Genomic DNA, 21,637 nt, shown 5'->3' with positions numbered 1-21,637 from the left:
CAGGGCCTCACAAGTCCGGGTACAGGCGGCCAGGGTTGAAAATGCCCTGGGGGTCGAGCTGTTGCTTGAGTGCCCGGTGGTAGTGCAATAGGGCCGCAGGCAGTGGTGCGCTGCTGTCCTCACCTGGCGCGTAGCCGGTGACATGGCCGCCGACCTGGGCGACGGCGGCACGAAGCGACTGGGCCGATGCGCTCGACTTCAGCCAGCGCTGCGCACCGCCCCAGTCGATGAGCTGGCGCCCAGGCAAGTTCAGCGCCCCGCTGGCGATGGGCACGGACAACCGCCACAACGGCGCCGGGTCGTCGAAAAAGGCCAGGCGTTGTTCGCGCAGGTCGTGCCAGAACCCGCTGTCGAGCTCGTCGCCCCCCAGGCGTTGGCGTGCCGACTGCACCGAGCCTTCACCGCCTTCCAGGCGCAGGTAAAGTGCCTCGCCGTCATGGCAGGCGGCGCTGATCGGCAGCGGCTGCTGGCCCCATTCGGCCAGTGCCGCGAGCGCCTGCTGGCGGCCCATCGGCAGGCACAGGCTCAGGCATTGGCGCGGCCGCGGCAATACCTTCAGCGACACCTCGGTGAGCAGGCCAAGGCACCCGAAACTGCCGGCCATCAGCCGCGAAACGTCGTACCCCGCAACATTCTTCATCACCTCGCCCCCAAAGCGCAGCAGCTTGCCGTGGCCGGTGATGACACGAGTGCCGAGCACGTAATCGCGCACCGCCCCGGCCCATGGCCGCCGTGGCCCGGACAAGCCCGCAGCGACTACGCCGCCGAGGGTGGCTTCGGCGCCCAGGTGTGGGGGTTCGCAGGGCAGCATCTGGCCGGCTTCGTGCAGCGCCGCCTCGATCTCCAGCAGCGGCGTGCCAGCGCGTGCGGTAATCACCAGCTCGGTCGGGTCATAGCTGACGATGCCGCGATGGTTGCGGGTATCGACGAGCTCCCCGGTCACCGGGCGGCCCAGCATGGCCTTGCTGTTGCCGCCCTGGATACGCAGCGCGGTGCCCAGCCTCAGTGCCTGGTTGACCTGGTCCAGCAGGGCCTGGCTCATGTCGCGGTCCTTGCTCATCAGAAGCGCTCCAGCTCGGGGAAGGGCAGCTGCCCGTGGTGCACGTGCAGCGCGCCGAACTCGGCGCAGCGGTGCAGGGTAGGGATGTTCTTGCCCGGGTTGAGCAAACCCTGCGGATCGAAAGCGGCCTTGACCGCGTGGAACAGGGTGATTTCGTCGCGGTTGAACTGCGCGCACATCTGGTTGATCTTCTCTCGCCCGACGCCGTGCTCGCCGGTGATGCTGCCGCCCACGGCCACGCACAGTTCGAGGATCTTGCCGCCGATGGCCTCGGCGCGTTCCAGTTCGCCTGGGCGGTTGGCATCGAACAGGATCAACGGGTGCATGTTGCCGTCGCCGGCATGAAACACGTTGGCCACACGCAGGCCGTACTGCTCGGAGAGTTCGCTGATGCCCTTGAGCACCCGGGGCAGCTCGCGGCGGGGGATGGTGCCGTCCATGCAGTAGTAGTCCGGCGAGATGCGCCCCACCGCCGGGAACGCGTTCTTGCGCCCGGCCCAGAAGCGCGCGCGTTCAGCCTCGTCGCAGGCCAGCCGCACCTCGCGGGCGCCTGCCTGGGTCAGCACCGCTGCGACCCGCTGGCAGTCGTCATGCACGTCTGCCTCGACACCATCAAGCTCGCACAGCAGGATCGCCGCCGCGTCCACCGGGTAGCCGGCGTGGATGAAGTCCTCGGCGGCGCGAATCGCCAGGTTGTCCATCATCTCCAGCCCGCCAGGGATGATCCCGGCGGCGATGATCTCGGCCACGGCCCTGCCTGCATCCTCCACGCAGTCGAAACTGGCCAGCAGCACCCGCGCCACCTGGGGCTTGGGCAACAGCTTGACGGTCACCTCGGTGATGATGCCGAGCATGCCTTCGGAGCCGGTGAACAGTGCCAGTAGGTCGAAACCGGGGCTGTCGAGGGCGTCGCTGCCGAGCGTCAGGCGTTCGCCCTCGACCGTGAGCATCTCCACTTTGAGCAGGTTGTGCACGGTCAAACCGTACTTCAGGCAATGCACGCCGCCGGCATTTTCCGCCACATTGCCGCCGATGGTGCAGGCAATCTGTGATGAGGGATCGGGGGCGTAGTACAGGCCATGGGGCGCTGCAGCCTGGGAGATGGCCAGGTTGCGTACCCCGGGCTGAACACGGGCGAAGCGGCCCTGGGCGTTGATTTCGAGAATGCGATTGAAGCGCGCCATCACCAGCAGAATGCCTTTGGCAAGTGGCAAGGCGCCGCCAGAGAGACCGGTGCCGGCACCGCGCGCCACCACCGGCACACCGCGCTGGTGGCACAGTTGCAGCAAGGTCTGCACTTGCTCCAGACGCTCGGGCAGCACCACCAGCAGCGGCACTGTGCGGTAGGCCGAGAGGCCGTCGCATTCATAGGGTTTGAGGTCTTCCGCGCGGTGCAGAATCGCCAGGCCCGGCAACGCTTGATGCAGGGCCTGCAGCAGGGCGGGCAGGTCAACGGCAGGCAGCGCCCCATCGACCCGCTCGTCGTAGAGGATGTTCATCGGCTCACTCGGCGGCAATTGTTATTGTTGCTGGAAGCCTATCATCCCTTCAGCCGACTGCGAGCAATGTGAGAACTGTTGCCGCACAAACCCGCACCTGCACACGCTGCGAAAAGGGTAGGGGCGGGTTTGCTCAGGGCGGTGTTATCAATGGTCGGCGACAGGGTCGTCCTGCGAGAGTATGGCGCGGGCCAGTTCTTCATCATTGGCCTGCAGGCCGGGATGGTCCTTGCGCGCCTGTTCCAGCGCCGACTCCACATAGGCGCCGCGGATCGCACCACCGCTGGCGACGAACGCAGACAGCTCGTCACGGGCCGGGATGATCCGTTTGTCGTCCTTGAAGGTCGAATACAACGAAGCGGAAACACCGGCCGAGGTGGCCACGTCGCCCGCGTCGACGCGGGCCAAGGCAGCACCGGCAGGCAGCAGGAGCAGCAGCGCGGGGGCGAGGAATAGGTGGCGCATAGCGTATTCTCCAGTAGCGTGAAGCCCAAGGAAATAAACCACTCAGTGTTTAAGAGCGCCTCAACGTGCGAGTAGTTCAATTTCTGGGTTGCCGCCGCATGGCGCCACCAAGCGCCGTTTACGCCAATTGGTAAGTGGTCTTCACCCGGGTAAAAAACTGCCGCGCATGGGTCCCTTGCTCCCGCGAGCCCAGGCTCGAAGCGCCGTTGCCGCCAAACGGCACGTGATAATCCACCCCCGCCGTGGGCAGGTTGACCATCACCATCCCCGCTGAACTGTGCCGTTTGAAATGCTCGGCGTGGCGCAGCGAAGTGGTCACGATCCCGGCTGAAAGGCCAAATGCAGTGTCCTCGGCAGCCGCAAACGCCGCGTCGTAATCACTCACCTTGAGCACACTCAGCACCGGCCCGAAGATCTCCTCGCGGTAGATGCGCATCTGCGGCGTGACCTCGGTGAACAGGGCGGGGGTGAACAGGTAGGCCCCGGCCTGGTTGTCGATACGCTCCCCACCACACACCAGCTTCGCGCCCTGCTCAAGGCCAGAGGCCACGTACGACAGGTTCTGCTCCAACTGCCGGCTATCGACCACGGGGCCGATGTCGGTAGCCGCTTGCAACGCATCGCCCACCTTCAGCGCGCGGGTGCGCTCCGCCAGGCGCGCCACGAAGGCGTCATGAATACCTTCGGTGACGATGACCCGAGAACTGGCCGTGCAGCGCTGGCCGGTGCTGTAGAACGAGCCGTTCAGTGCCACCTCCACTGCCTGTTCAAGGTCCGCATCGTCCAGCACGATCAACGGGTTTTTGCCCCCCATCTCCAGCTGCACTTTCTTCATGCCTTCGGCGGCCAGCCTGGCGATCTGCCGGCCGGTGTGCTCGGAACCTGTGAAGCTGATGCCATCAACCAGCGGCGAGCGGATCAGGGTGTCGCCCACGCTGCGCCCTGGCCCGATCAGCAGGTTGAACACCCCGGCGGGCAAGTTGGCCCGCGAGATGATCTCGGCCAGCGCCCAGGCCGAGGAGGGCACCCGTTCGGCCGGCTTGAACACCACGCAGTTACCGAAACACAGCGCCGGGGCGATCTTCCACGCCGGGATGGCGATCGGGAAGTTCCACGGGGCGATGATGGCGACCACGCCCAGTGGCTGGGTGAACACATCGATGCCCACGTCTTGGCGCACCGATGGGTACTTTTCGCCTTCGGCGCGCAGGGCTTCCTGGGCGTAGAACTTGAACGAACGGCCGGCCCGGTCGACTTCGCCCAGTGCCTCACGCAGCACCTTGCCTTCCTCGCGGGCCAGCAGCGTGGCCAGTTCTTCGCGGCGGGCAAGTATTTCTGTGCCAATGAAGTCCAGTGCGTCGGCGCGTTGCTGCGGGTTGCTGCGGGCCCAGGCGGGCGCGGCCCGGCGGGCAGCCAGCAGGGCCCGCTCGGTCAGCGCCTGGTCGGCCCGCACGAAACGCTCGACCACCTCGCTGGGGTTGGACGGGTTGCGGTTTTCCAGCACATCATTGCTGCTGTCCAGCGCGACGAAGGCGCCATCGACATAGTTGCTCTTGGTGACCAGGGTCATGCGCTTCGGATCCTTTTTGCGTTGGCTTGGCGGGCGACGAAAGCGCTGATGTTGTCCACGGCGCTGTCCATCAACTGCTGCATGGCATCTTCACTGCTCCAGGCGATGTGCGGGTTGAGCAAGAAGTCGTCGCGGTCGATCAGCTGGAACAGCGGGTTGCTCGGGTGCAGCGGCTCCTGCTCGACCACATCCAGTGCCACGCCGCCCAGGCGGCCTGCCTGCAGCGCCTGGATCAGCGCAGCCTCATTGACCACGCCGCCACGGCCGGTATTGACCACCACGGCATCGGGCTTCATCAGCGCCAACTGCGCGGCATCGATCAGGTTGTAGGTGGCCGGCGTCAGTGGGCAGTTGATCGACAGCACGTCGCAGCTGCGCAGCAATTCGGCCAACGGTCGGCAGTCCGGGCCCTGGCGCTTGCCGCCGCGGTCTTCGAACAGCACCTGCATGCCGAAGGCTCGCGCCAGGTGCGCCAGGCGCAGGGCGATCGGGCCGCTGCCGATGATCGCCAACTGCTTGTCGCGCACATCGCGGATGCGGTGGTTGAAGTAGATGTTCTGGTACGGTTTCTCGCCGGCATGCACCTGGCGCATCAGCCGGGTGAACGCGGCCGGGCGGCGGAACAGTTCGAGGATCATCGCCAGGCTGTGCTCGGCCACGGTGTTGGCGGCATAGCCCGGCACGCTGGCGACCTCGATGCCATGGGCGTCGCAGTAATCGACGTCGACGATATCGCGGCCAGTGAGGGCCAGCGAGATCATCTTCAGCTTCGGCAACTGGCGCAGGTGTTCCTCACGCAGTGGCACGCTGCAGGTGAAGGCGATGGTCGCGTCCTGCAGGTGGTCGAGCATCTGCTCGGGGCAGGTGTAGGCAAACTGCTGCCAGGTGTGCGCGCAGTCGGGGCGCTTGAGGCGGGTGGAGGGCGCCAGGCCCTCGTCGTCGAGCAGTACGATATGTTCGCTCACGGTCCGTTCCTTATTTTTTCTGGGCTGGCACGTAGCCGGCCGGGGCCATGGCCACCAGGCGGCGGGTGACGAAACCGGCATCCTGATCATGGTCTTCGAGGGTTTCCTTGCGAACCAGGGCGTCACGCACCAGGTGCGCGCCGAAGAAGCGCAACGGCTCTGGCGGCAACATTTTCATCTTCTGGTTGACCAGGCCACAGTTGGCCCATTCGTCATTGGCGTGCTCGACCAGCGACTTGATGATGCGGCTGGCAAACACGGTGGTCGCCACGCCGTTGCCGGAAAAACCAATGCCGTAGCTGATGTTCTGGTGGTGGTCGAGGTAGCCGAAGTTCGGCAAGCCCTTCATGGCCCGGTCGATGGGGCCGGTCCAGCTGCTGACCACTGGCACATCTTGCAGTTGTGGGTACAGGCGGCGCAGTTCGGCTGCGACCTTGTCGGCCGCCGGCGAGGGTTTTTCATACAGGTTGCCAATGCGCCCGGCGTAGGCGAACTGGCCCAGTGGCTTGCCGAACACCACGCGCCCATCGGGGGTGTTGCGCCAGTAGTTGAGTACGGTGCGCGAGTCGGTCATGCATTCGCCGCCACTGAAGCCGATGGCATAGAGCTTGGCCTTGACCGGTGCCGTCGCCACCATGTCGCTGGACATGATCGCGATCATCCGGCGCAGCTCCGGGAACTGCGCGCCCCAGGCGTTGAGTGCCAGTACCACTTGTTTGGCTTTTACCTGGCCCTTGGCAGTGTGCACCACGGGGTTGGCGCCGCGCTGCAGGTGGGTGAACGGTGACTTCTCGAATATCTGCACGCCCAGTTTCAGCGCCACCCGGCGCAGGCCACGGGCGAGCATGGCGGGCTGCACGGTGGCGGCGTTGGGGTCGTAGATGCCGCCCAGCACCAGCGGCGAGCCGACCCGCCCGCGAATGGTCTGGCGGTCCAGTTCCTGGAAGGGGTTGACGTCGAGCTTCTGCAGGCCGTCGGTCAGCACTCGCCACGAATTCATCTGGCGCGGGTTGGTGGCAGTCCACAGCCAGCCGTCCTTGCGGTACTGGGCATCAATCCCGTGTTCCTGGCAGAAGCTGCCGATTTCGTCGATGGCCGACTCGGCGGCCTCGCAGATGCGCCTGGCTTCGGCGTCGCCGCAGATGGTGCGCACCGACAGGTACTTGCCCCACCAGTTGGTGGCAACGCCGCCGTTGCGTCCGCTGGCACCCGAGCCACAGCGGTCACGCTCGACGATGACAATGGTTTGTTCCGGGTGGGCCTGCTTCAGGCGGATAGCCGACCACAAGCCAAGGAAGCCGCCGCCGACGATACACACGTCGGCTTGAATCGAGTCCTGCAGGGCAGGGGCGAGGTCGTTGTCCAGGTCCAGCGCCTGGGCATACCAGAATCCACGGTACATGAGGGGTGCCTCTGAGCATGTTTGTCTTGTGCCTACATGATGCTCAGCGCGGCCAGGGGGCGATATTACAGTCATGACAATTGATAGGAAGTAGGCGTTCGCTCAGCGAGGGACTGGCACCCTTGTCAGAGTAAGGAAGAGCGAGGCCTTGGCGGGGTATCTAGACAGACAACCGTAGCGTCCTGCCTTGTCTGAGATCTTCTATTTATAGTGCTGAATATGATAGGGCGGACGCCGGTGTACGCTTAGAATGGCATTCACTTCGGATGTGATGAGAGCAGCGTCCATGGTCGCCGAACAATACCTACAACAACCGCAGGCCGCCGAAACCGTCTCGCAGATCAAGCCTGAACTGCGGGTCGGTTTCCTCCTTCTCAATCAGTTCACCTTGGTGCCCGTCGCCGGGCTGGTCGATTCGCTGCGCTTCGCCGCCGACAAGTCGTTCCGCAGCCAGCAGGTGTACTGCCAATGGGACTGGATGACCCTCGACGACCAACCGATCACCGCCAGCTGTGGCATGCCCATTTCGCCAACCAAGCCGCTGAACCTGTTTGCCCAGTACGACTACATCGTGCTGGCGGGCGGGCTGTTGAGCGAAACGCGCAACCCGCCAGGCTGGCTGCTTGATGCGCTGTGTGAGGTGCATGCCGCGAACATCCCGATCATTGCCCTGTGTTCGGCGTCGTTCGTGCTGGGCAAGGCAGGCCTGCTCGATGGCCGGCGTTGCGCGTTGCATTTCACCTTGCGCGACGAGTTCAAGGAGCGCTTCCCGCTGTCCACCGCAGTGATCGACAAGAGCTATGTGGATGACCGTGGCATCATCACCTGCCCGGGCGGCACGGCGATCGACCTGGCGGCCAACCTGATCCGCAGGCATTGCGGTGCGGTGCGCGCGCAAAAAGGGCTGGAGTACCTGCTGGTGGACGAGCGCGCCGACCAGCAGGAAGGCCAGGCCGCCAGTGATTCGGTGTACCAGAACGACCGCGTGCAGCGCGCCATTGCCTTCATGCGCGCCAACCTGGATGCATCGATGACGCTCAAGGCCGTGGCCGAGGCGGTGGGCACCCATCCTCGCCAGTTGCATCGCGAGTTCGTCGCCAACACCCAGGAACCACCGGCCAATTATTGGCGCAAGCTGCGCCTGGACCATGCGCGGCGGTTGCTGGTGAATACCAGCCAGAACATCACCACCATTGCCTTGGCGTGCGGGTTTTCCGATGCGTCGCACTTCATCTTGTGGTTCCGCAAGCAGTATGGCGAGACGCCGTACAGCTTCCGCAAGCGGCGCCACGAGGTGGAGCGGTTCGATTGGCATGGGGACAAGGTAGGGCTGGACCCGGAGTTGTAGGGTGTTGCTCAAGCTTTTTTGGGGCCGCTAACGGCCCCAAAATCTCAGTCAGATGCACTGTCAAAACCAGCCAAACCCCTGAGTCTCGATCCGAACTGTCTCACGCCTAGAACAACACGTAAGTCTTGCGCAGGGTCTCGTGGATGTCCCACACGCCTTCGCAGTTCTCCGGGAACAATACCGCGTCGCCCGCCCGCAGCTCGACCGGCTCGCCGCCGTCGGGGGTGAAGGTGCAACTGCCGCTGACGATGTGGCTGAACTCACGGTTTTTCAGGTAGCGGCGGAACACCCCCGCGCTGCTTTCCCAGACGCCGATGCTGGCGCCGACCGCTTCATCGGTCTGCTCCTGCGCCGTGGCGGCCAGGGCAATCGGTTCGCCGATCGGCAGGCGGGCAGGGGCGGGTGCGCCCAAGGGCGAAGCAGCGGCATTGCGTACAACGGTAAGTACTTGAGTCATGGAAGGGCTCCTTCAGGCTTTACGAGCGACAGTTTTGTGGGACGGTGACGGTGCAGCGCTGGTGCTGCCCAGCGCGGCGGCTTGTTGCAGGTCGAGCTTGCTGGTCTCTGGCGCCAGCCACCACGAGATCAGTGCACCGAACAGCGAGATCAAGGCGGCGGCGAACATGGTGTTGGCAATGCCGTAGGACACCAGCGAGATCGGCACCAGGTAGGTACCCACGGCCGCGCCAACACGCGACAGCGAAGTGGCCAGGCCCACGGCGGAGGCGCGGATTTCGGTGGGGAACAGTTCGTTGGGGTAGACGTACTCCAGCACCTGAGCACCGCCAATCAGCACCGCATAGGCACCAAACAGCACCAGCACGGTGGTGGGTGATGCATCGGGGAACAGGCCCAGCAGCAACAGCGACATGCCCGACCAGAGGAAGCTGTGGATCAGCATCTTGCGCCGCCCCAGGCGGTTGATCAGCTTGGTGGCCACCAGGCAGCCCAGGGTGAACAGCAAGGTGATGGCGATCGAGCCATAGGCCGCCCAGTCACCGGTGAGTTTCAGCGCCTGCAGCACTTTCGGGGCGAACGCGTAGATGGCGAACAGCGGCACGATGGCGCACGTCCAGAACAGCGTGACGAAGGCCATGCGCTTGCCGTAGCCGGAGTGGAACAGCGACCACACCGACACGGGTTTGTCGCTGACTTGCTCCGGCAGGTCGGCAATGGAGTAGTCCTGGCCATAAACCCGCTTGATCACTGCATCCGCCTCGGCAGTGCGGCCTTTGCTCAGCAGCCAGCGTGGTGATTCCGGCGTGCCGCTACGGGCAATCAGGAACAAGGCACCCGGCACCAACGCACTGGCCAGTACCCAGCGCCAGCCGTCGTCGCCGCCGACACGCAGCAACAGCTCACCGACCATGTAGGCAGCGGCGGCCCCGGCGAACCACATCAGCACCATCGCGGCCAGCAGCGGCCCGCGTTGCTTGCGTGGCAGGAACTCGGCCAGCAGCGAGGTGGCGATGGGGTAGTCGGCGCCCACCGCGATACCGATCAACAGCCGCCAGGCAAACAGCGCCCAGGCCGACTCCACCCAGAACTGCGCCACCGAAAACCCGACAATGGCGATCAGGTCGATCAGGTACAGCACCTTGCGCCCGTACTTGTCGGTGAACCACCCCCCCAGAAACCCGCCAAGGAACACCCCGATCAGCGCCGAGGCAGCAATCAGCCCCTCCCAGAAGGCGGACAGTTGCAGGGCATTGGTGATCTGCAGCATGGCCACGCCGATGATGCTCAGCACATAGCCGTCGAGGAACGGCCCGCCAGCGGAATAGACCGTCAGCTTGCGGTGGAACGCATTGAGTGGCGCATCTTCGACGGAGCGTTTCGATACGGACATTGGACTTACCTCTTGTTGTTATTCGACGCAGTAGCGCCGCCGCACTATCGCACCGGGCCGCAGAGGTTCCATATAACGGTTGGGACGGGTCATGGCATGCCCTTGCCGGGTGGCTTGGCACCTGCCGTAACGGGACTTATTAAATTTCGTTGGCGCGCAGGATGGCGGCCACGCCTGTGCGGGTGTCCAGCCCAGTGGTGACGGGGTAGGGTGCGGGTGGCGATGCCGCTGCCTATGGGCGCTATACAGACTCGGGGGGCCACTGGCCTTGTTAGTGGGCCATTACGGTGTCAGCCATGTCAGGCTTGCTCACTGCTGTTATGCGGTGCGCGTTGATGGGGGCGGTCTTGAAACGCGCTTCGATCACGCGTACGTCGAGTGAGCCGTGCAGAATGCTGCTTCGGGGCCGGCCACTCGCCGCGTGGGGTTCCCCATGTCACATACTCGCTGCACCAGCCTGTATTACCCTGGATATTTGTCAGCTGTTCGGGCAGGCCGCCTAAGAGGACTTCCTCGCTGTTTGGCATTCCGTCAATTCTGTCCAGCGGCTCGAAGCTGTTCAGATCGTCATTGGTAGTTAGGTCTCGATAGGTATCACCGAAATTACAAATAAACTTAAGTGTTCCTCCAATCCATGATTCAAGGGTGATTGATTATGCTTGGCGATACTTCTGTCAATATTGTGATAAGGGTATTGTTTGCTATGCATAACATTTCCAGTAGCTCAGGGCTGTAATTTTTTTCGATTTCAGGGTCGGGCCTCCAGTTTAGTATGGCTAGTGCAAAGAACGTCATGCAGGTCATCGATGTCTGGAGTAGAGATTTCTAAGTATCTTTCTATGCCTTGCTCATAAAAGTCTAAGGTGGTTTTCTGTCTTTTTCTAACTGCTCTAATTGTGCCTGGTAGTTGCTCAAGAAATACAGCCAAGTCAGTGCTCGTGTCCATTGCCCTTGTTTGTTCTCGGCGCATGGTCAATTAGGTGCTGAGTAATTGAGACCATGCCGGCATAGCTCTTCGCGAACTTGTCGAAGCGTTTCACTAGCTACGGGCCATATCTCCTCCGGCTATTTTTTATACGATAACCTGCTAAGTTTTTGGAGGTTTTACCAGTTTTGTTGCTCTGCTATGCCAGCGTAGAAAAAAATTTCCTCGTATGAATAGATTATTTTATGCCTATTGACTGTGTAGTCGCGCTGCACCTGTTGGGCGTTACGTACCTGTTCGCTGTAGCGCAGGCGCCGCAGGCAGGGTTTTTCCTGGTCGCCGCCGCTGTTGGCTTGGTACAGCACGGTGTAGGGAACGAGCGGCTTGCCCTCTTCGAAGAAACCCTCGTCTTCCTCCTCGGCCTTGATGGCCCCAAGGCTGATCATACCGAGCGATTGCAGCCGGTCGGTGATGATCAGGTTGTGGCGCTTTGCACTGTGCTCGAAGCGGTAGACGAAGCCTTCCTCAGCGGCCAGGCGGGCAATGAAGTCCAGGTCCGTTTCGCCGGCCTGAACGCAAAACTCGCGCGCTTGATGGTCCATGGAGGCGCGTAGCTCGAACTGCTTGATGCCTTGGCGCTTGAGCATCAGTTCGAGAATTTGCGGGACGCTCTTGTGCTGGAAAATGCGCCAGTTCGAGCGCAGCTTGGCGCGGGCCAGCTGCGGTTCGATCAGCGCGTGGTAGTAGGTGCGGTAGAAGCCACTCTCCGCTTGGCTGAAACGGCTGACCAGGCCATGCACATGACGCACGGGGCGTTCGCGGTCCCAGAGGGTGAATAGCACAGGTTGGTCGAGCAGCTGGCCGAAGTCGATGTCGTCCTGGAAGCTGGTCAGTTCCAGCGCGAGCGAGAAGGGTTGGCTGATGCCTTCCTTGAGCGTGAACGACACGACGTCGAATTGAGCATCGCCCACGAGGGGCTGAAAGCTGTAATGCAGATCGGATTGGCGAGGCATAAGAGATCCTTGTCGGCCGCCTGGTAGTTCTGACAGCCGGGCATAATTGCCCGCCCGGCTGCAAGCGTGCTAGATCAAACGGCGGTTTCTATGGGTTTGCGCCAATCGTCAATAGCCGACGTCCCGGCTACTCTATGCTCCCAGGTAATTTTGCGATAAGTCATCGATACCTCAATGAGCTGTGTATAATTTTCGTTCACTTTATTCTGTGCATGGGGTAGTACGCTGTTGATGTCGACAATGATTCCGTCAACTAGCTCTGTTGTGAAGAAATGCTCTTGCTTCCCTTCAACCGATGTTCGATACCACCGGACAGTGGTCATAGGTAGTACTTCACCCCTTACTAGTGCCTGATACAACATAGGAACTGCTTTGTTCAGCGCGCACGTAAACACAAAGGGCTTGTGAATGCGTTGCCCAGAGGGTTGTCCGCTCTGTGGGTCAGTCGGCACGGTTACCTGATGCTTGATTTCCTGAGCGAGGATCTCGTTCTCGTGGCCTTCGACATAAACATTACCTACAGAGTCAGGTGTGAAAGCGTCTTTCGTAATCAGGCCTTGAAACGTACCTTCAATTGCGATGTAAGCGGGTGTTGGCATGGCAGTTTCTCCTGCGTCCATTTGGATAAAACACGCGCACCCCAAGGTGGCGTGGCCATCGGAAACGATGGGCTTGTCAGCGAGGCAGCAACCCCGCTAATTCGTTGAATTCAGTGGCGCCGTGTGGCGGTTGGTTATTGCTGCAAAATGCCGTTGAGCGACTCCAGTACCTCGGTGGTGACCAGGTGCAGGCGGTAGCTGTAGATCCCATAGGCCACCGCCATGGCAAAGGCGCACGCCAGCAGAGGGCTCCACCACGGCCATTGCCGGTTCATGCGAAAGTTGCGCGGGGCCACGTGGGTGTAGGGGTCGCAGACGTCTTCCGGCGTAGGGCCGCGGAGCTCGCGGATGATCCCGTGGAGTTGGTGAATCAAGGCATTGAGTGTTTCTTCGCCCTTCGGGGCGATGGCGTACTTGCCCTTCAGGCCTAGGGCCAGCGCGAAGTACATGAACTCCAGTACGTCCTGATACCGCTGGGGTTCTTGCATCAGGCGGGAAAGCACGGTGAAGAATTTCTCCCCTCCCCAGGTTTCGTGGTGGAAGATGCTGAGCAGTGGCTCCTGGCTCCAACAGCTGTTCTTGCCCCAGGGCCTTTCCATGACGGCTTCATCAATGTAAAGGCACAGGCCATACGAGTACGCCAGCAACTGAGCGGGGTCATAGCCGTGCTGGCGCATTTCTTCCTGGATGTTAGCGATCTGGTTGCGGACTTGCCCGTGCACGTCCTTGATGTTGGGCAATGTATCGAGGGTGCGCAGGCGCATGACCAGGCCGAACAGGGGGGCAGCAGCATCCAGCATCAGGTTTGCGTAGCCGCCCCGTAGCTGGAAGTCGGGATCAGCGGCATAACCCTCGAAGGTAGGCTCAGCCTGTTCCTTCTCTGGCTCGGCGTTCCCTGCAGACCGCTTGCCCTCTATAGGCGCCTTGCCTGGCATGCCGAAATGTTCACCCACACTGTCTTGACTGTTCTCTCTCATCTCATTCGCCCCTGATCGCCCAGAACTGCAATTCAAGCCCCGGGAATTCACCCGCAATGTGGATGCCGAACCCATTGGCCTTTGTCATGCACGCCCAGGCCGGGTCTCGCCGGTCCAGTTCGAAGTAGCTGAAACCTGCATGGAAGGGCAGGTCGCGAGGTGCCACGGGCAAGGGGTTCAAGGGGATACCGGGCAGTTGCAGTGGCACCAGGTCGTTCAATGACTCCAGCGAGGTAACCTTGGCTTTCTGCACAAACATCTGGCGCAGCGATTGTGGTGGTAGATTGGCGCGCACGGCGAGGATGAAGTCGGCTTCGTCGATCAGGCGGCGATCTTCCAGCGTCGTCGTCATCACGCCGTAGTCCAGGGACTCCAACGGTAGCGACACGGCGCGTGGTTGCAGGACTGTGCTCAATGCCCGGCGCAAGGTTTCTTGCAGCGGTTTGAATGAGGTGTGCAGCGCGGTGTGGTGATACGCAGGGTATTCCTGCGCCAGCCGGGTCTCGTCGGTGAAGGTCACCAGCTCGCCACAGGCCTGGCTCATGCACAGGTAGAGCTGCTCAGGGTGCGTCTGCGCTTGCCTGGCCAGGTGGCGGAAGCAGGGCCACCAGCGGTTCATGGCTTGCAAGAGGTTGAAGTCGCGGATGTCGGCGATCCCGGACTGGCCCGATGCACCAATGCGGGTGGCGAGGTTGCGTGCCCGTTCGCGTAGGGTATTGCAGATTTCTTCGAGAAAGCGCTGCAGCGCCGGCACCGCGCGCACCGATATGCTGGTGGGGTAAAACGCTTCATCCAGCTGCAGGCTGCCGTCGGGGCGCCGTTCGAGAATACGGGCCAGGGCCAGGCGGGTGTAGGCGCTGCTGTCTTCGGCTTTGCGTTTGAGCTGCAGGTTGGGCATGGCGAGGTCGACCTGAGCCAAATCACCGTCGGCGGTGTGGGTGTCCTTGATCTCATACGCCTGGGCGATGTAACGGAAGTTGGCGGTGTTGTCGGGCCAGCTCACTTCGCGGCCGCCCTCGGTGCGCAGCGGCAGGCACAGGTACACCTCACTGTCTTTGGCGCCATCATCATCGATTTCCAGCGGCGGCGGCGGCGGCAGGTCTGCGGGTATATCGAACACCGTGCCGTCCGGCATGATGCCCCGCGCCCGGGTGATGGCGATCTTGCCCAGGCTCAGGTACTCATCGTTCAACTGCAGTTCGCTGAAGCCATAAAAGGCTGCGCTGAGGCTGCCAAGGCGCTGGTGCAGCGCCGCTTCCGTGGCCCGGGCCGCCTGCTGAAAATGTTGCGGCTTGACGAACAGGCCCTCGGGCCACAGGACGGGGTTACGTGAACTCATGAGGGCTCCATGTCAGCGTGGGTAAGCGAGAGGGGCAACAGGTGTGCAAGCGTCATCAGTCTTCCTCCTTGAGCAGGATCTGTGTGTCGTTGACCAGCACCGAAAGGATGATCTGGCGGCCCCGTGGGGGAATGCGCAGCACCTGCTGCCAGGTGGCGTTTTCCTGGTTTTGGTAGTCGCCGATGACTGCGACGAAACGGGTCTCGGGCTCGATGGGCGCGAAGGGGATGAACTTGAACTGGCCGGGGCGCAGCAGGTAATCGTCATCGCGGATATAGGTGCTGCGCAGGGCCGTGGCCGGGTCTTCGTCTAGCAGTCGATACACGCTGTTACGCAGCAGTGAGTCGTCGCGCAGTTGCAGGATCTTGATGGCGATGGGGGTCGCAACAGGTTCTGCGGCGACGGCCGTTGTGCGTGGCAACGTAAGGACTACCGTTGGGTCGTCATAGCTGCCGGGTGTGCTCTCTTCCAAGGGGGAGCGTTGCAGGTCAGCTTCGTCGTCCTCGGCCATTTCGACGGGGGACATCGCTGGAAATTGCGCCTGCAAGAACGCGAACAGGCTCGCCACTTTCTCTGTCAGTGCATAAGGGTCGCCCGCGCTCAAGCTGACCCCATAGGGGCTGGGCTCCAGGACGCTCTCGTGTTCAGTCGGCAGGTCGATGCTGTTCGGGTTGCCATTCAGCGTGGGGCTGGCATTAATGCTGAACGCGACCTCGGTGGGATGATCCTTGGGCGGCCCAATGGGCAGTGAAGGGTCCATGACCACTTGCCTTACTCTGCTCAAGGACGTGCAGGCGGAGAGCCCAACCATTGCGACCAGCAGGGCGATTACCAACGGATGACGCGTCATGGGCGTTCTCCTGCAATCAAACGTTGCAGCAGGTTGTCTTCAGACGCCCTCGCATCCGGCACGGCATTCAGTGCTGCCAGAGGGTCATTGCCACTGGCAGGCTCGAACACCGAGCCGATCTCGACGGCTGCGTGGGGGGCTGAATGCCTCGGTTGCCAAGCCTGGGTTGGAGCATCGGCTATCAGTTGGTCGAGCACGCGCGGGGCAGGGCTGAACAGGTCCTCCAGCGACTGCGCATGGGTGAGCGCGTACTGAATGTGCAGCCGATAAGCGCCAATACGCAGTTGGTCGCCTTCCAGAAGGCGCCTGGGGGGTAGTGCTCCCAGGCTGTTGATGCTGTCGTTCAGGTAGGTGCGGTTGCAGCGGTCGATCACGCAGAAGCCGCCCTCTAGCCAACGGATTTCGCAGTGGATCGCTGCAACGGTATGGTGACGGTCATCGATCAGCCAATTGGCGCCTTCGCTGCCGATGGTGCCGCCCTTGCAATCGAACGCATGCCGAGCAGTGACGCCGTGCTGCAACTGGTCGAGGTTGGAGATGCTCAAGATCAATGTGCTCATGCGCGCCCCCGAAAGCGCACGACGGGGCTGATCTCGCCATGGCGGTCATCGACAAAACTGGTCCAGCCCAGATAGGCGCCTTGGTTACGGTGCAGGCAGAAAGGTGGCAGCGCGTTCTGCTTCAACCGCAGTTCCAGGTCATAAGCCAGGCCATCACGCAGTAGAAAGTCGATCAATGCCCGCACGCGGCCGAAGTTGATGCCGCTGGGCAGCAGGTCTCGCAACTGGGCCTGGTCTAGCTCACTGATCACCAGGGTGAACTTGCTGCTGCGGGTGCGCGTGCGGCTGCCGACCATGAAGCTGCTGCCCAGCTCGCCGTTGCTACGCCCGAGGCTGACCCGCTGTTTGCCCGTAGTGGGCACCGAGCGCGTTTCGAATTCACGGATATGCACGTGCTTCAGATCGAAGCAATGGGCAATGATGCCGGCGACGGTGCCCGGCGCGCGGCTGCGGCTGGCGATGACGCCGGCAAAGCTGAGCAGCCGGCTCCAGGGCAGCGCTGTGTCACCTCGAAGTTGCTTGTTGTTCAGCCCGAGCAGGGCGAACACGTACTGCGAGAATTCATCGCTGGCACCCGGCTGAAAACGGATGTAGTAGCGGTATTTGCGCCAGATGCGATGCAGCAGGCTGAGCACATAATGGTTGAAGAAGTCGAAGAAGGCCGGCCGCACGCCAATACCCTGCGCATGTTCATAAGCCAGCTGCTCCAGGTAATAGGTGGGCAACGGTGAGTCCGTGCCATGCAAGCCCATGAAGGTGGTGCAAACGCGATAGCGCGGCTGTTCACCGGGCACGCGTTCGGCTTTGTATACGTCCGACACAGGGAAGGTCAGCCGCGGATCGCTGGCCAGGCGCACGCGCAGCCGGGTGGCCTCGTCTGGCCAGCGCGGTTCCAGGTCATCACCGTGCAAGCCGTGCAAGCGCTCCAGCAACTGGAAGAAGTTGTACTGGTGCGCGTCGGCGAGCAGCCTGTCGGCTAGATCAGCGGTTGCTTGCCGGTCTGGATTGGCCATGTGTAGTGCTCGTTGTTGGTGGTGTTGATCACTTCCAGTTGATGGAAGGAATTGATGCTCGCGTACAGCGCGAAGAAGTGGGCGAGCACGCAGCTGAACAGGTACAAGTCGCCTTCGCAGAGGAAGGCGGCCTGGTCCAGCTTCAACCGGGTGTGCAGGCCGCGGATGGGCTGCCCCTTGATCAGCCAATCCATAGGTTCGGTGTGAATTTCACGGATGCCGTCGAGGCGTTTAGCGGTGGTGCGTGCTTGCTGGATATCGTGCAAGGCTGCGAAGTCGTAGGTACGGATGACCGCTTTCAACGGCTCTACCGAGAGCAGCGACAGGTAGTTGAGCGACATGTTGGAGACCAATGCCCACTGCAACTGACCGTCCAGCACGGGGCGATAGGGGCGGGTAGGCGCGCAGATGTTGGTATAGGCGGCGAGCGGCGGCGTGACCTCGGTGAGCACGTTGATGTCATTGACGCCCAACGCCAGCGGCAGGTCCCGATTGGTGCAGGTCAGGTCTATCGACGCTGTTTCCAGCTGGCCAATGTAGGCGTTGGCATCGGCGCGGACGAACGAGATGCGATGGGTGACGCCATCACCGCGCAGCGAGTCTTCGAGCTGGTAGCGGTAATACAGCGCGGTGCGCCCTTGCACGTGCTCGATTTCATGCGCAAACGACTCGAATGGGCGGAAGGTCCGCAGGTACTCGCCGCTACCCCCATCTGTCGTCGCTCGGGTACTGATGACGTGGTCGACACTGAAAATTTCGTAAACGGACTGCTCTGAGCCTTTAGGCTTCAGTTGGACCTGGGCGTGCTCGTTGGACAGGTCGATCGGTTCGGCGCTGTGCGCGAACAGGTTGACCGCCGGTGTGCAATACAGGCTGAAGTCTGCTTTGCCGACACGCAGTGAGTCAGGTAGTTGACGCGTGAAGTGAAACGCCATGCTCACCTGTTGGCTGGCATGAACGGGCCACAGTTTTTCCAGCCCGGTCACGCTGAAGAAGTGAAACCGCTGGGGGAAGACGAAGTACTCCTGCAGGATGCGATAGCCGTCAAAGACGTTCTGCGGGTAGGGCAACAAGGCGTCGTCGGGGCTGAACCCCGGGAAGAGGACGCTGCTGGCCGGTAGCCGGCGCACCTCACCGTTGATGGTCACGCTGACTTGCTTCAGGTACTGGGAAAGCCACAAGTACAGCGTGCGGGCGTTACTGCTATCGCCGCTGAGGTGGAAGTCGAGGCTGGAGCAGCCCAGGCTGTTCAGTGGCCGCTCAACCAATGCTTGAAGGTCGATGCGAACCACCGAACTGTCCAATGTCTGGGTTGCGCCCACCGCCTCGATCTCGAACGGATGGATATTCACCGCAGTACAGGTGCGAAATTCGCAGGCCACACTGTCTACTGGCTTCGAGAACAGCCTTGAACCTTTGGGGATGTGCTGTGACTGGCTGAGGGACTGCTTGAGCGGCGTGAACTGGATGATCGTCGCGCTGGGCAGGGGCCGCAGATAATTCGGCCACAGCAACTGCAGCATGGGGTGGGTCAGCTCTGGCAGGTCGTCTTCCAGCTTGAGCCGCAGCTTGGCCGTCAGGAACGCGAAGGCTTCCATCAGGCGTTCCACATCGGGGTCGCTACCTCCCTTGCCTAGCAGCCGGGCGAGCTGTGGATTGTCCTTGGCAAAGTCGTTCCCCAGCTCGCGCAGGTAGTGCAACTCTTCGCTGAATCGGTCCTTTAGTGACATGGGTCACCTCACTCGGGTGTAACGGTTGTGCCCGTTGACCAGCAGCTCGAGTTGCAGCTGCTCCGTGTGGTTGTTGACCTGTACGTGGCAATCCAACCTGAAATGCAAGTCCAGTGGGGCGTGAACATCGGGTACGGCTTTAAGGGTGCGCAGCTGTATGCGTGGCTCGTAGCGTTGAAGGGTGCGGCGAATATCCGCGCTCACTTGCGCAAGCAATTCGCCGCTGCTCACGTCATGCCCGTTGAAGTCACGCAGGCCCAGGTCAGGGCTGCTCTGCGAGCACCCCTGGCGGGCGTTGAGCAAGGTTTCAAGGTGGCGTTTGATGGCGGCGAATTTTTGCGAAGCGCTCTCCCGCCGGGACGGCTCTCGGGGAGTGGACTGGTCCGCCATCAAGCGATCGAAAAGGGCGCTCATTGCGTGTCGAGCCGCCCGACCAGGGAAATCTCGAAATTCGCACCCATGTATTTGAAGTGCGGGCGCACGGCGAGTGAAACCTGGTACCAACCCGGGTCACCGGCAACGTCCGAGACTTCAACCCTGGCTGCACGCAGCGGGCGGCGGCTGCGAACATCGGCGCAAGGGTTTTCCTGGTCGGCGACGTATTGCTTGATCCATTTGTTGAGCTCGGATTCAAGGTCCCGCCGTTCCTTCCAGCTGCCGATCTGTTCGCGCTGCAGCACCTTGATGTAGTGGGCAAGCCGGTTGACGATGAACAGGTAGGGCAACTGGGTGCCAAGCTTGTAGTTGGTCTGGGCCTGCACGCCCTCAGCGGTTTTCGGGAAGTGCTTGGGTTTCTGCACCGAGTTGGCGGAGAAGAACGCCGCGTTATCGCTGTCTTTGCGCATGGTCAGGGCGATGAAGCCTTCTTCAGCCAGCTCGAATTCCTTGCGATCGGAGATCAGCACTTCGGTCGGGATCTTGGCCTGCAACTGGCCCAAGGATTCGTACAAATGAACCGGCAGGTCTTCGACGGCGCCACCCGACTGCGGGCCGATGATATTCGGGCACCAGCGGTAGCGGGCAAAGCTGTCGTTGATGCAACTGGCCAGCAGGAACGCGGAACTGCCCCAGAGATAATTGTCATGCCGGCCGTCGATGTTCTCGTCGTAGTTGAAGCTGCTGATCGGCTGGTCCTGATGGTGGTAGACGGAGCGAAGCATGAACCGCGGCCCGGTCAGGGCCACGTGACGGGCGTCCTCGCTTTCACGGAAAGCCCGCCACTTGGCATGCCGAGGCCCTGCAAAAATGTCTTTGATTTCCTTGAGATTGGGCAGCTCTTCGAAACTGCTCAAGTTAAAGAATTCGGGGGACGGCGCTGCGAGAAAGGGCGCATGCGACATGGCGCCCACCGAGGCCATGTAGCTCAGCAGTTTGATGTCCGGTGAGGACGGGCCGAAGTTATAGTCACTCACCATGGCCGCAACCGGTTCGCCACCGAATTGGCCGTAACCGGCCGTGTAAACGTGTTTGTACATGCCGCTGGATGTGATATCAGCCGCATGTTCGAAATCATCGAGCAAATCGGCTTTGCTGACATGCAACACTTCGAGCTTGATGTTTTCGCGGAAGTCCGTGCGGTCGACCAGAAGTTTCAGCCCGCGCCAGGAAGACTCAAGCTGCTGGAACGCGGGCTGATGCACGATGGCGTCCATCTGCTTGCTGAGCACCCGGTCCAGTTCCGCAATCATCTGGTCGACACGGTGCTTATTGATAAGTTGCTCTGGGTCATGGTTTTTGAGGATGTCGGCAATAAAGGCAGATACACCCTGCCGGGCGACCTGATAGCCTTCTTGCGCAGGCACCAATTTGGTTTGCGCCATGATCTGGTCAAGCAGCGTGGTTGGGCTCAACGTTTCGGCAGGGGTATCAACGGCGACGGTAGTGCTGTTTTGCTTTGGCATGGGTTCGCTCCGTTGTCTCAGTCTTCTTTTGGCGCCTCAAGCACCAGGTCCAGTTCTTTGGCGAGCTGCTTGCGGGTTTGCTCATTGCTCAACAGGTGTTGCAGTTGCTTGCGGAATGTCGGCACGTTGCCCAGCGGGCCCTTCAGGGCGACCAGCGCCTCGCGCAGCTCCAATAGCTTGTTCAGTTCGGGTACCTGTCGAGCGATCTGGTCCGGCCCGAAGTCATGGATGGACTTGAACTGCAGGCTGACCGCCAGCTCGGCGTCGGGGGCGGTGCTGAGCAGGGAGGGCACTGACATATTCAGGCGCACGTCGGCTTCGCTCAGGACGTTGTTGAAGCTGTGTTTATCAATGCGCATGACCGCGCGGTCTTCTAGCGCCCGGCTGTCATCCAAGCCGAAATCGCCCAGGACGAGCATTTTGTGCGGCAGCTCTACTTCGGCCTGTTCGTCCCCGGTGGCAGGAACATACTTGATGTTTATGCGCTCTTTAGGCGCTACAGAGCCTGTGTTTTTTGACATTGGCGTTTAACTCACTGGTTGTTTTTGATCGTTTTCTGCAAGGTCCGTATT

19 protein-coding genes and 1 pseudogene are annotated in these 21,637 nt (G+C 61.6%); 1 reads left to right on the top strand and 19 read right to left on the bottom strand.

Annotated features, from left to right (window positions below; genetic code table 11):
* Positions 1-7 precede the first annotated feature (7 nt).
* From glcE to HU770_RS04240, 6 genes are all read right to left on the bottom strand, one after another.
* Complete coding sequence (gene glcE / locus HU770_RS04265) at positions 8-1,060, bottom strand: glycolate oxidase subunit GlcE (protein ID WP_186663124.1); 1,053 nt, start codon at positions 1,058-1,060, stop codon at positions 8-10.
* Entirely contained in the window at positions 1,060-2,559 is a 1,500-nt protein-coding gene (glcD, locus tag HU770_RS04260; protein ID WP_186663123.1) for a glycolate oxidase subunit GlcD, read from the bottom strand. Before glcD ends, glcE begins: the two co-directional genes overlap by 1 nt.
* A gap of 147 nt (positions 2,560-2,706) precedes the next feature.
* Positions 2,707-3,024, bottom strand: coding sequence for a DUF2388 domain-containing protein (locus tag HU770_RS04255; protein ID WP_012271811.1), 318 nt, complete (start codon positions 3,022-3,024; stop codon positions 2,707-2,709).
* A 118-nt stretch (positions 3,025-3,142) separates the two neighbouring features.
* Positions 3,143-4,594: an aldehyde dehydrogenase family protein gene (locus HU770_RS04250; RefSeq protein WP_186663122.1), complete on the bottom strand. Its 1,452-nt coding sequence runs from the start codon at positions 4,592-4,594 to the stop codon at positions 3,143-3,145.
* Positions 4,591-5,559, bottom strand: coding sequence for an NAD(P)-dependent oxidoreductase (locus tag HU770_RS04245; RefSeq protein WP_047580973.1), 969 nt, complete (start codon positions 5,557-5,559; stop codon positions 4,591-4,593). The genes HU770_RS04250 and HU770_RS04245 overlap by 4 nt, the downstream gene beginning before the upstream one ends.
* Before the next feature lie 10 nt (positions 5,560-5,569).
* Positions 5,570-6,961 (bottom strand): FAD-binding oxidoreductase, encoded by a 1,392-nt coding sequence (locus HU770_RS04240; protein ID WP_186663121.1) that lies wholly within the window; start codon positions 6,959-6,961, stop codon positions 5,570-5,572.
* A 286-nt stretch (positions 6,962-7,247) separates the two neighbouring features.
* Here HU770_RS04240 and HU770_RS04235 point away from each other — a divergent pair, with 286 nt between their 5' ends.
* Entirely contained in the window at positions 7,248-8,309 is a 1,062-nt protein-coding gene (locus HU770_RS04235) for a GlxA family transcriptional regulator (protein ID WP_186663120.1), read from the top strand.
* Between the two features lie 106 nt (positions 8,310-8,415).
* Here the strand turns inward: HU770_RS04235 and HU770_RS04230 are convergent, their stop codons facing one another.
* The 13 genes and pseudogenes from HU770_RS04230 to tssB all read right to left on the bottom strand — a co-directional run bounded on the left by HU770_RS04230 (position 8,416) and on the right by tssB (position 21,586).
* Positions 8,416-8,766, bottom strand: coding sequence for a cupin domain-containing protein (locus tag HU770_RS04230; protein ID WP_186661243.1), 351 nt, complete (start codon positions 8,764-8,766; stop codon positions 8,416-8,418).
* A gap of 12 nt (positions 8,767-8,778) precedes the next feature.
* Positions 8,779-10,158, bottom strand: a complete 1,380-nt coding sequence (locus tag HU770_RS04225) for an MFS transporter (RefSeq protein ID WP_186663119.1) — start codon at positions 10,156-10,158, stop codon at positions 8,779-8,781.
* 1,182 nt (positions 10,159-11,340) lie between these two features.
* A pseudogene (vgrG, locus tag HU770_RS04220) lies at positions 11,341-12,096 on the bottom strand (type VI secretion system tip protein VgrG); the annotation flags it as partial.
* Between the two features lie 74 nt (positions 12,097-12,170).
* Entirely contained in the window at positions 12,171-12,695 is a 525-nt protein-coding gene (locus tag HU770_RS04215) for an Hcp family type VI secretion system effector (protein ID WP_186663117.1), read from the bottom strand.
* A gap of 134 nt (positions 12,696-12,829) precedes the next feature.
* Complete coding sequence (gene icmH / locus HU770_RS04210) at positions 12,830-13,630, bottom strand: type IVB secretion system protein IcmH/DotU (protein ID WP_186663308.1); 801 nt, start codon at positions 13,628-13,630, stop codon at positions 12,830-12,832.
* A 43-nt stretch (positions 13,631-13,673) separates the two neighbouring features.
* Complete coding sequence (gene tssK / locus HU770_RS04205) at positions 13,674-15,011, bottom strand: type VI secretion system baseplate subunit TssK (protein ID WP_186663116.1); 1,338 nt, start codon at positions 15,009-15,011, stop codon at positions 13,674-13,676.
* A 55-nt stretch (positions 15,012-15,066) separates the two neighbouring features.
* Entirely contained in the window at positions 15,067-15,861 is a 795-nt protein-coding gene (tssJ, locus tag HU770_RS04200; protein ID WP_186660732.1) for a type VI secretion system lipoprotein TssJ, read from the bottom strand.
* The gene (locus tag HU770_RS04195; RefSeq protein ID WP_186663115.1) at positions 15,858-16,421 is read right to left on the bottom strand and encodes an FHA domain-containing protein; all 564 of its coding nucleotides are present in this window, start codon (positions 16,419-16,421) and stop codon (positions 15,858-15,860) included. The genes tssJ and HU770_RS04195 overlap by 4 nt, the downstream gene beginning before the upstream one ends.
* Positions 16,418-17,434 (bottom strand): type VI secretion system baseplate subunit TssG, encoded by a 1,017-nt coding sequence (gene tssG, locus HU770_RS04190; protein WP_186660736.1) that lies wholly within the window; start codon positions 17,432-17,434, stop codon positions 16,418-16,420. Before tssG ends, HU770_RS04195 begins: the two co-directional genes overlap by 4 nt.
* Positions 17,398-19,164, bottom strand: coding sequence for a type VI secretion system baseplate subunit TssF (gene tssF / locus HU770_RS04185; RefSeq protein WP_186660745.1), 1,767 nt, complete (start codon positions 19,162-19,164; stop codon positions 17,398-17,400). Before tssF ends, tssG begins: the two co-directional genes overlap by 37 nt.
* A gap of 3 nt (positions 19,165-19,167) precedes the next feature.
* Entirely contained in the window at positions 19,168-19,578 is a 411-nt protein-coding gene (gene tssE / locus HU770_RS04180; RefSeq protein ID WP_186660747.1) for a type VI secretion system baseplate subunit TssE, read from the bottom strand.
* Positions 19,575-21,065 carry a type VI secretion system contractile sheath large subunit gene (gene tssC, locus HU770_RS04175; RefSeq protein WP_186660756.1) on the bottom strand — a complete coding sequence of 497 codons (1,491 nt, stop codon included), beginning with the start codon at positions 21,063-21,065 and terminating at the stop codon, positions 19,575-19,577. The genes tssE and tssC overlap by 4 nt, the downstream gene beginning before the upstream one ends.
* A gap of 17 nt (positions 21,066-21,082) precedes the next feature.
* A complete protein-coding gene (tssB, locus tag HU770_RS04170) occupies positions 21,083-21,586 on the bottom strand; it encodes a type VI secretion system contractile sheath small subunit (RefSeq protein WP_186660765.1) in 504 nt (167 codons plus the stop codon).
* Between the last annotated feature and the right edge of the window lie 51 nt (positions 21,587-21,637).

Origin of the sequence: Pseudomonas sp. SWRI68, assembly GCF_014269165.1 — a bacterium.
Taxonomy (GTDB): Bacteria; Pseudomonadota; Gammaproteobacteria; order Pseudomonadales; family Pseudomonadaceae; genus Aquipseudomonas; species Aquipseudomonas capeferrum.
The sequence above is the reverse complement of the archived record's forward strand: the minus strand, read 5'-3'. Positions and strand labels throughout refer to the sequence as shown.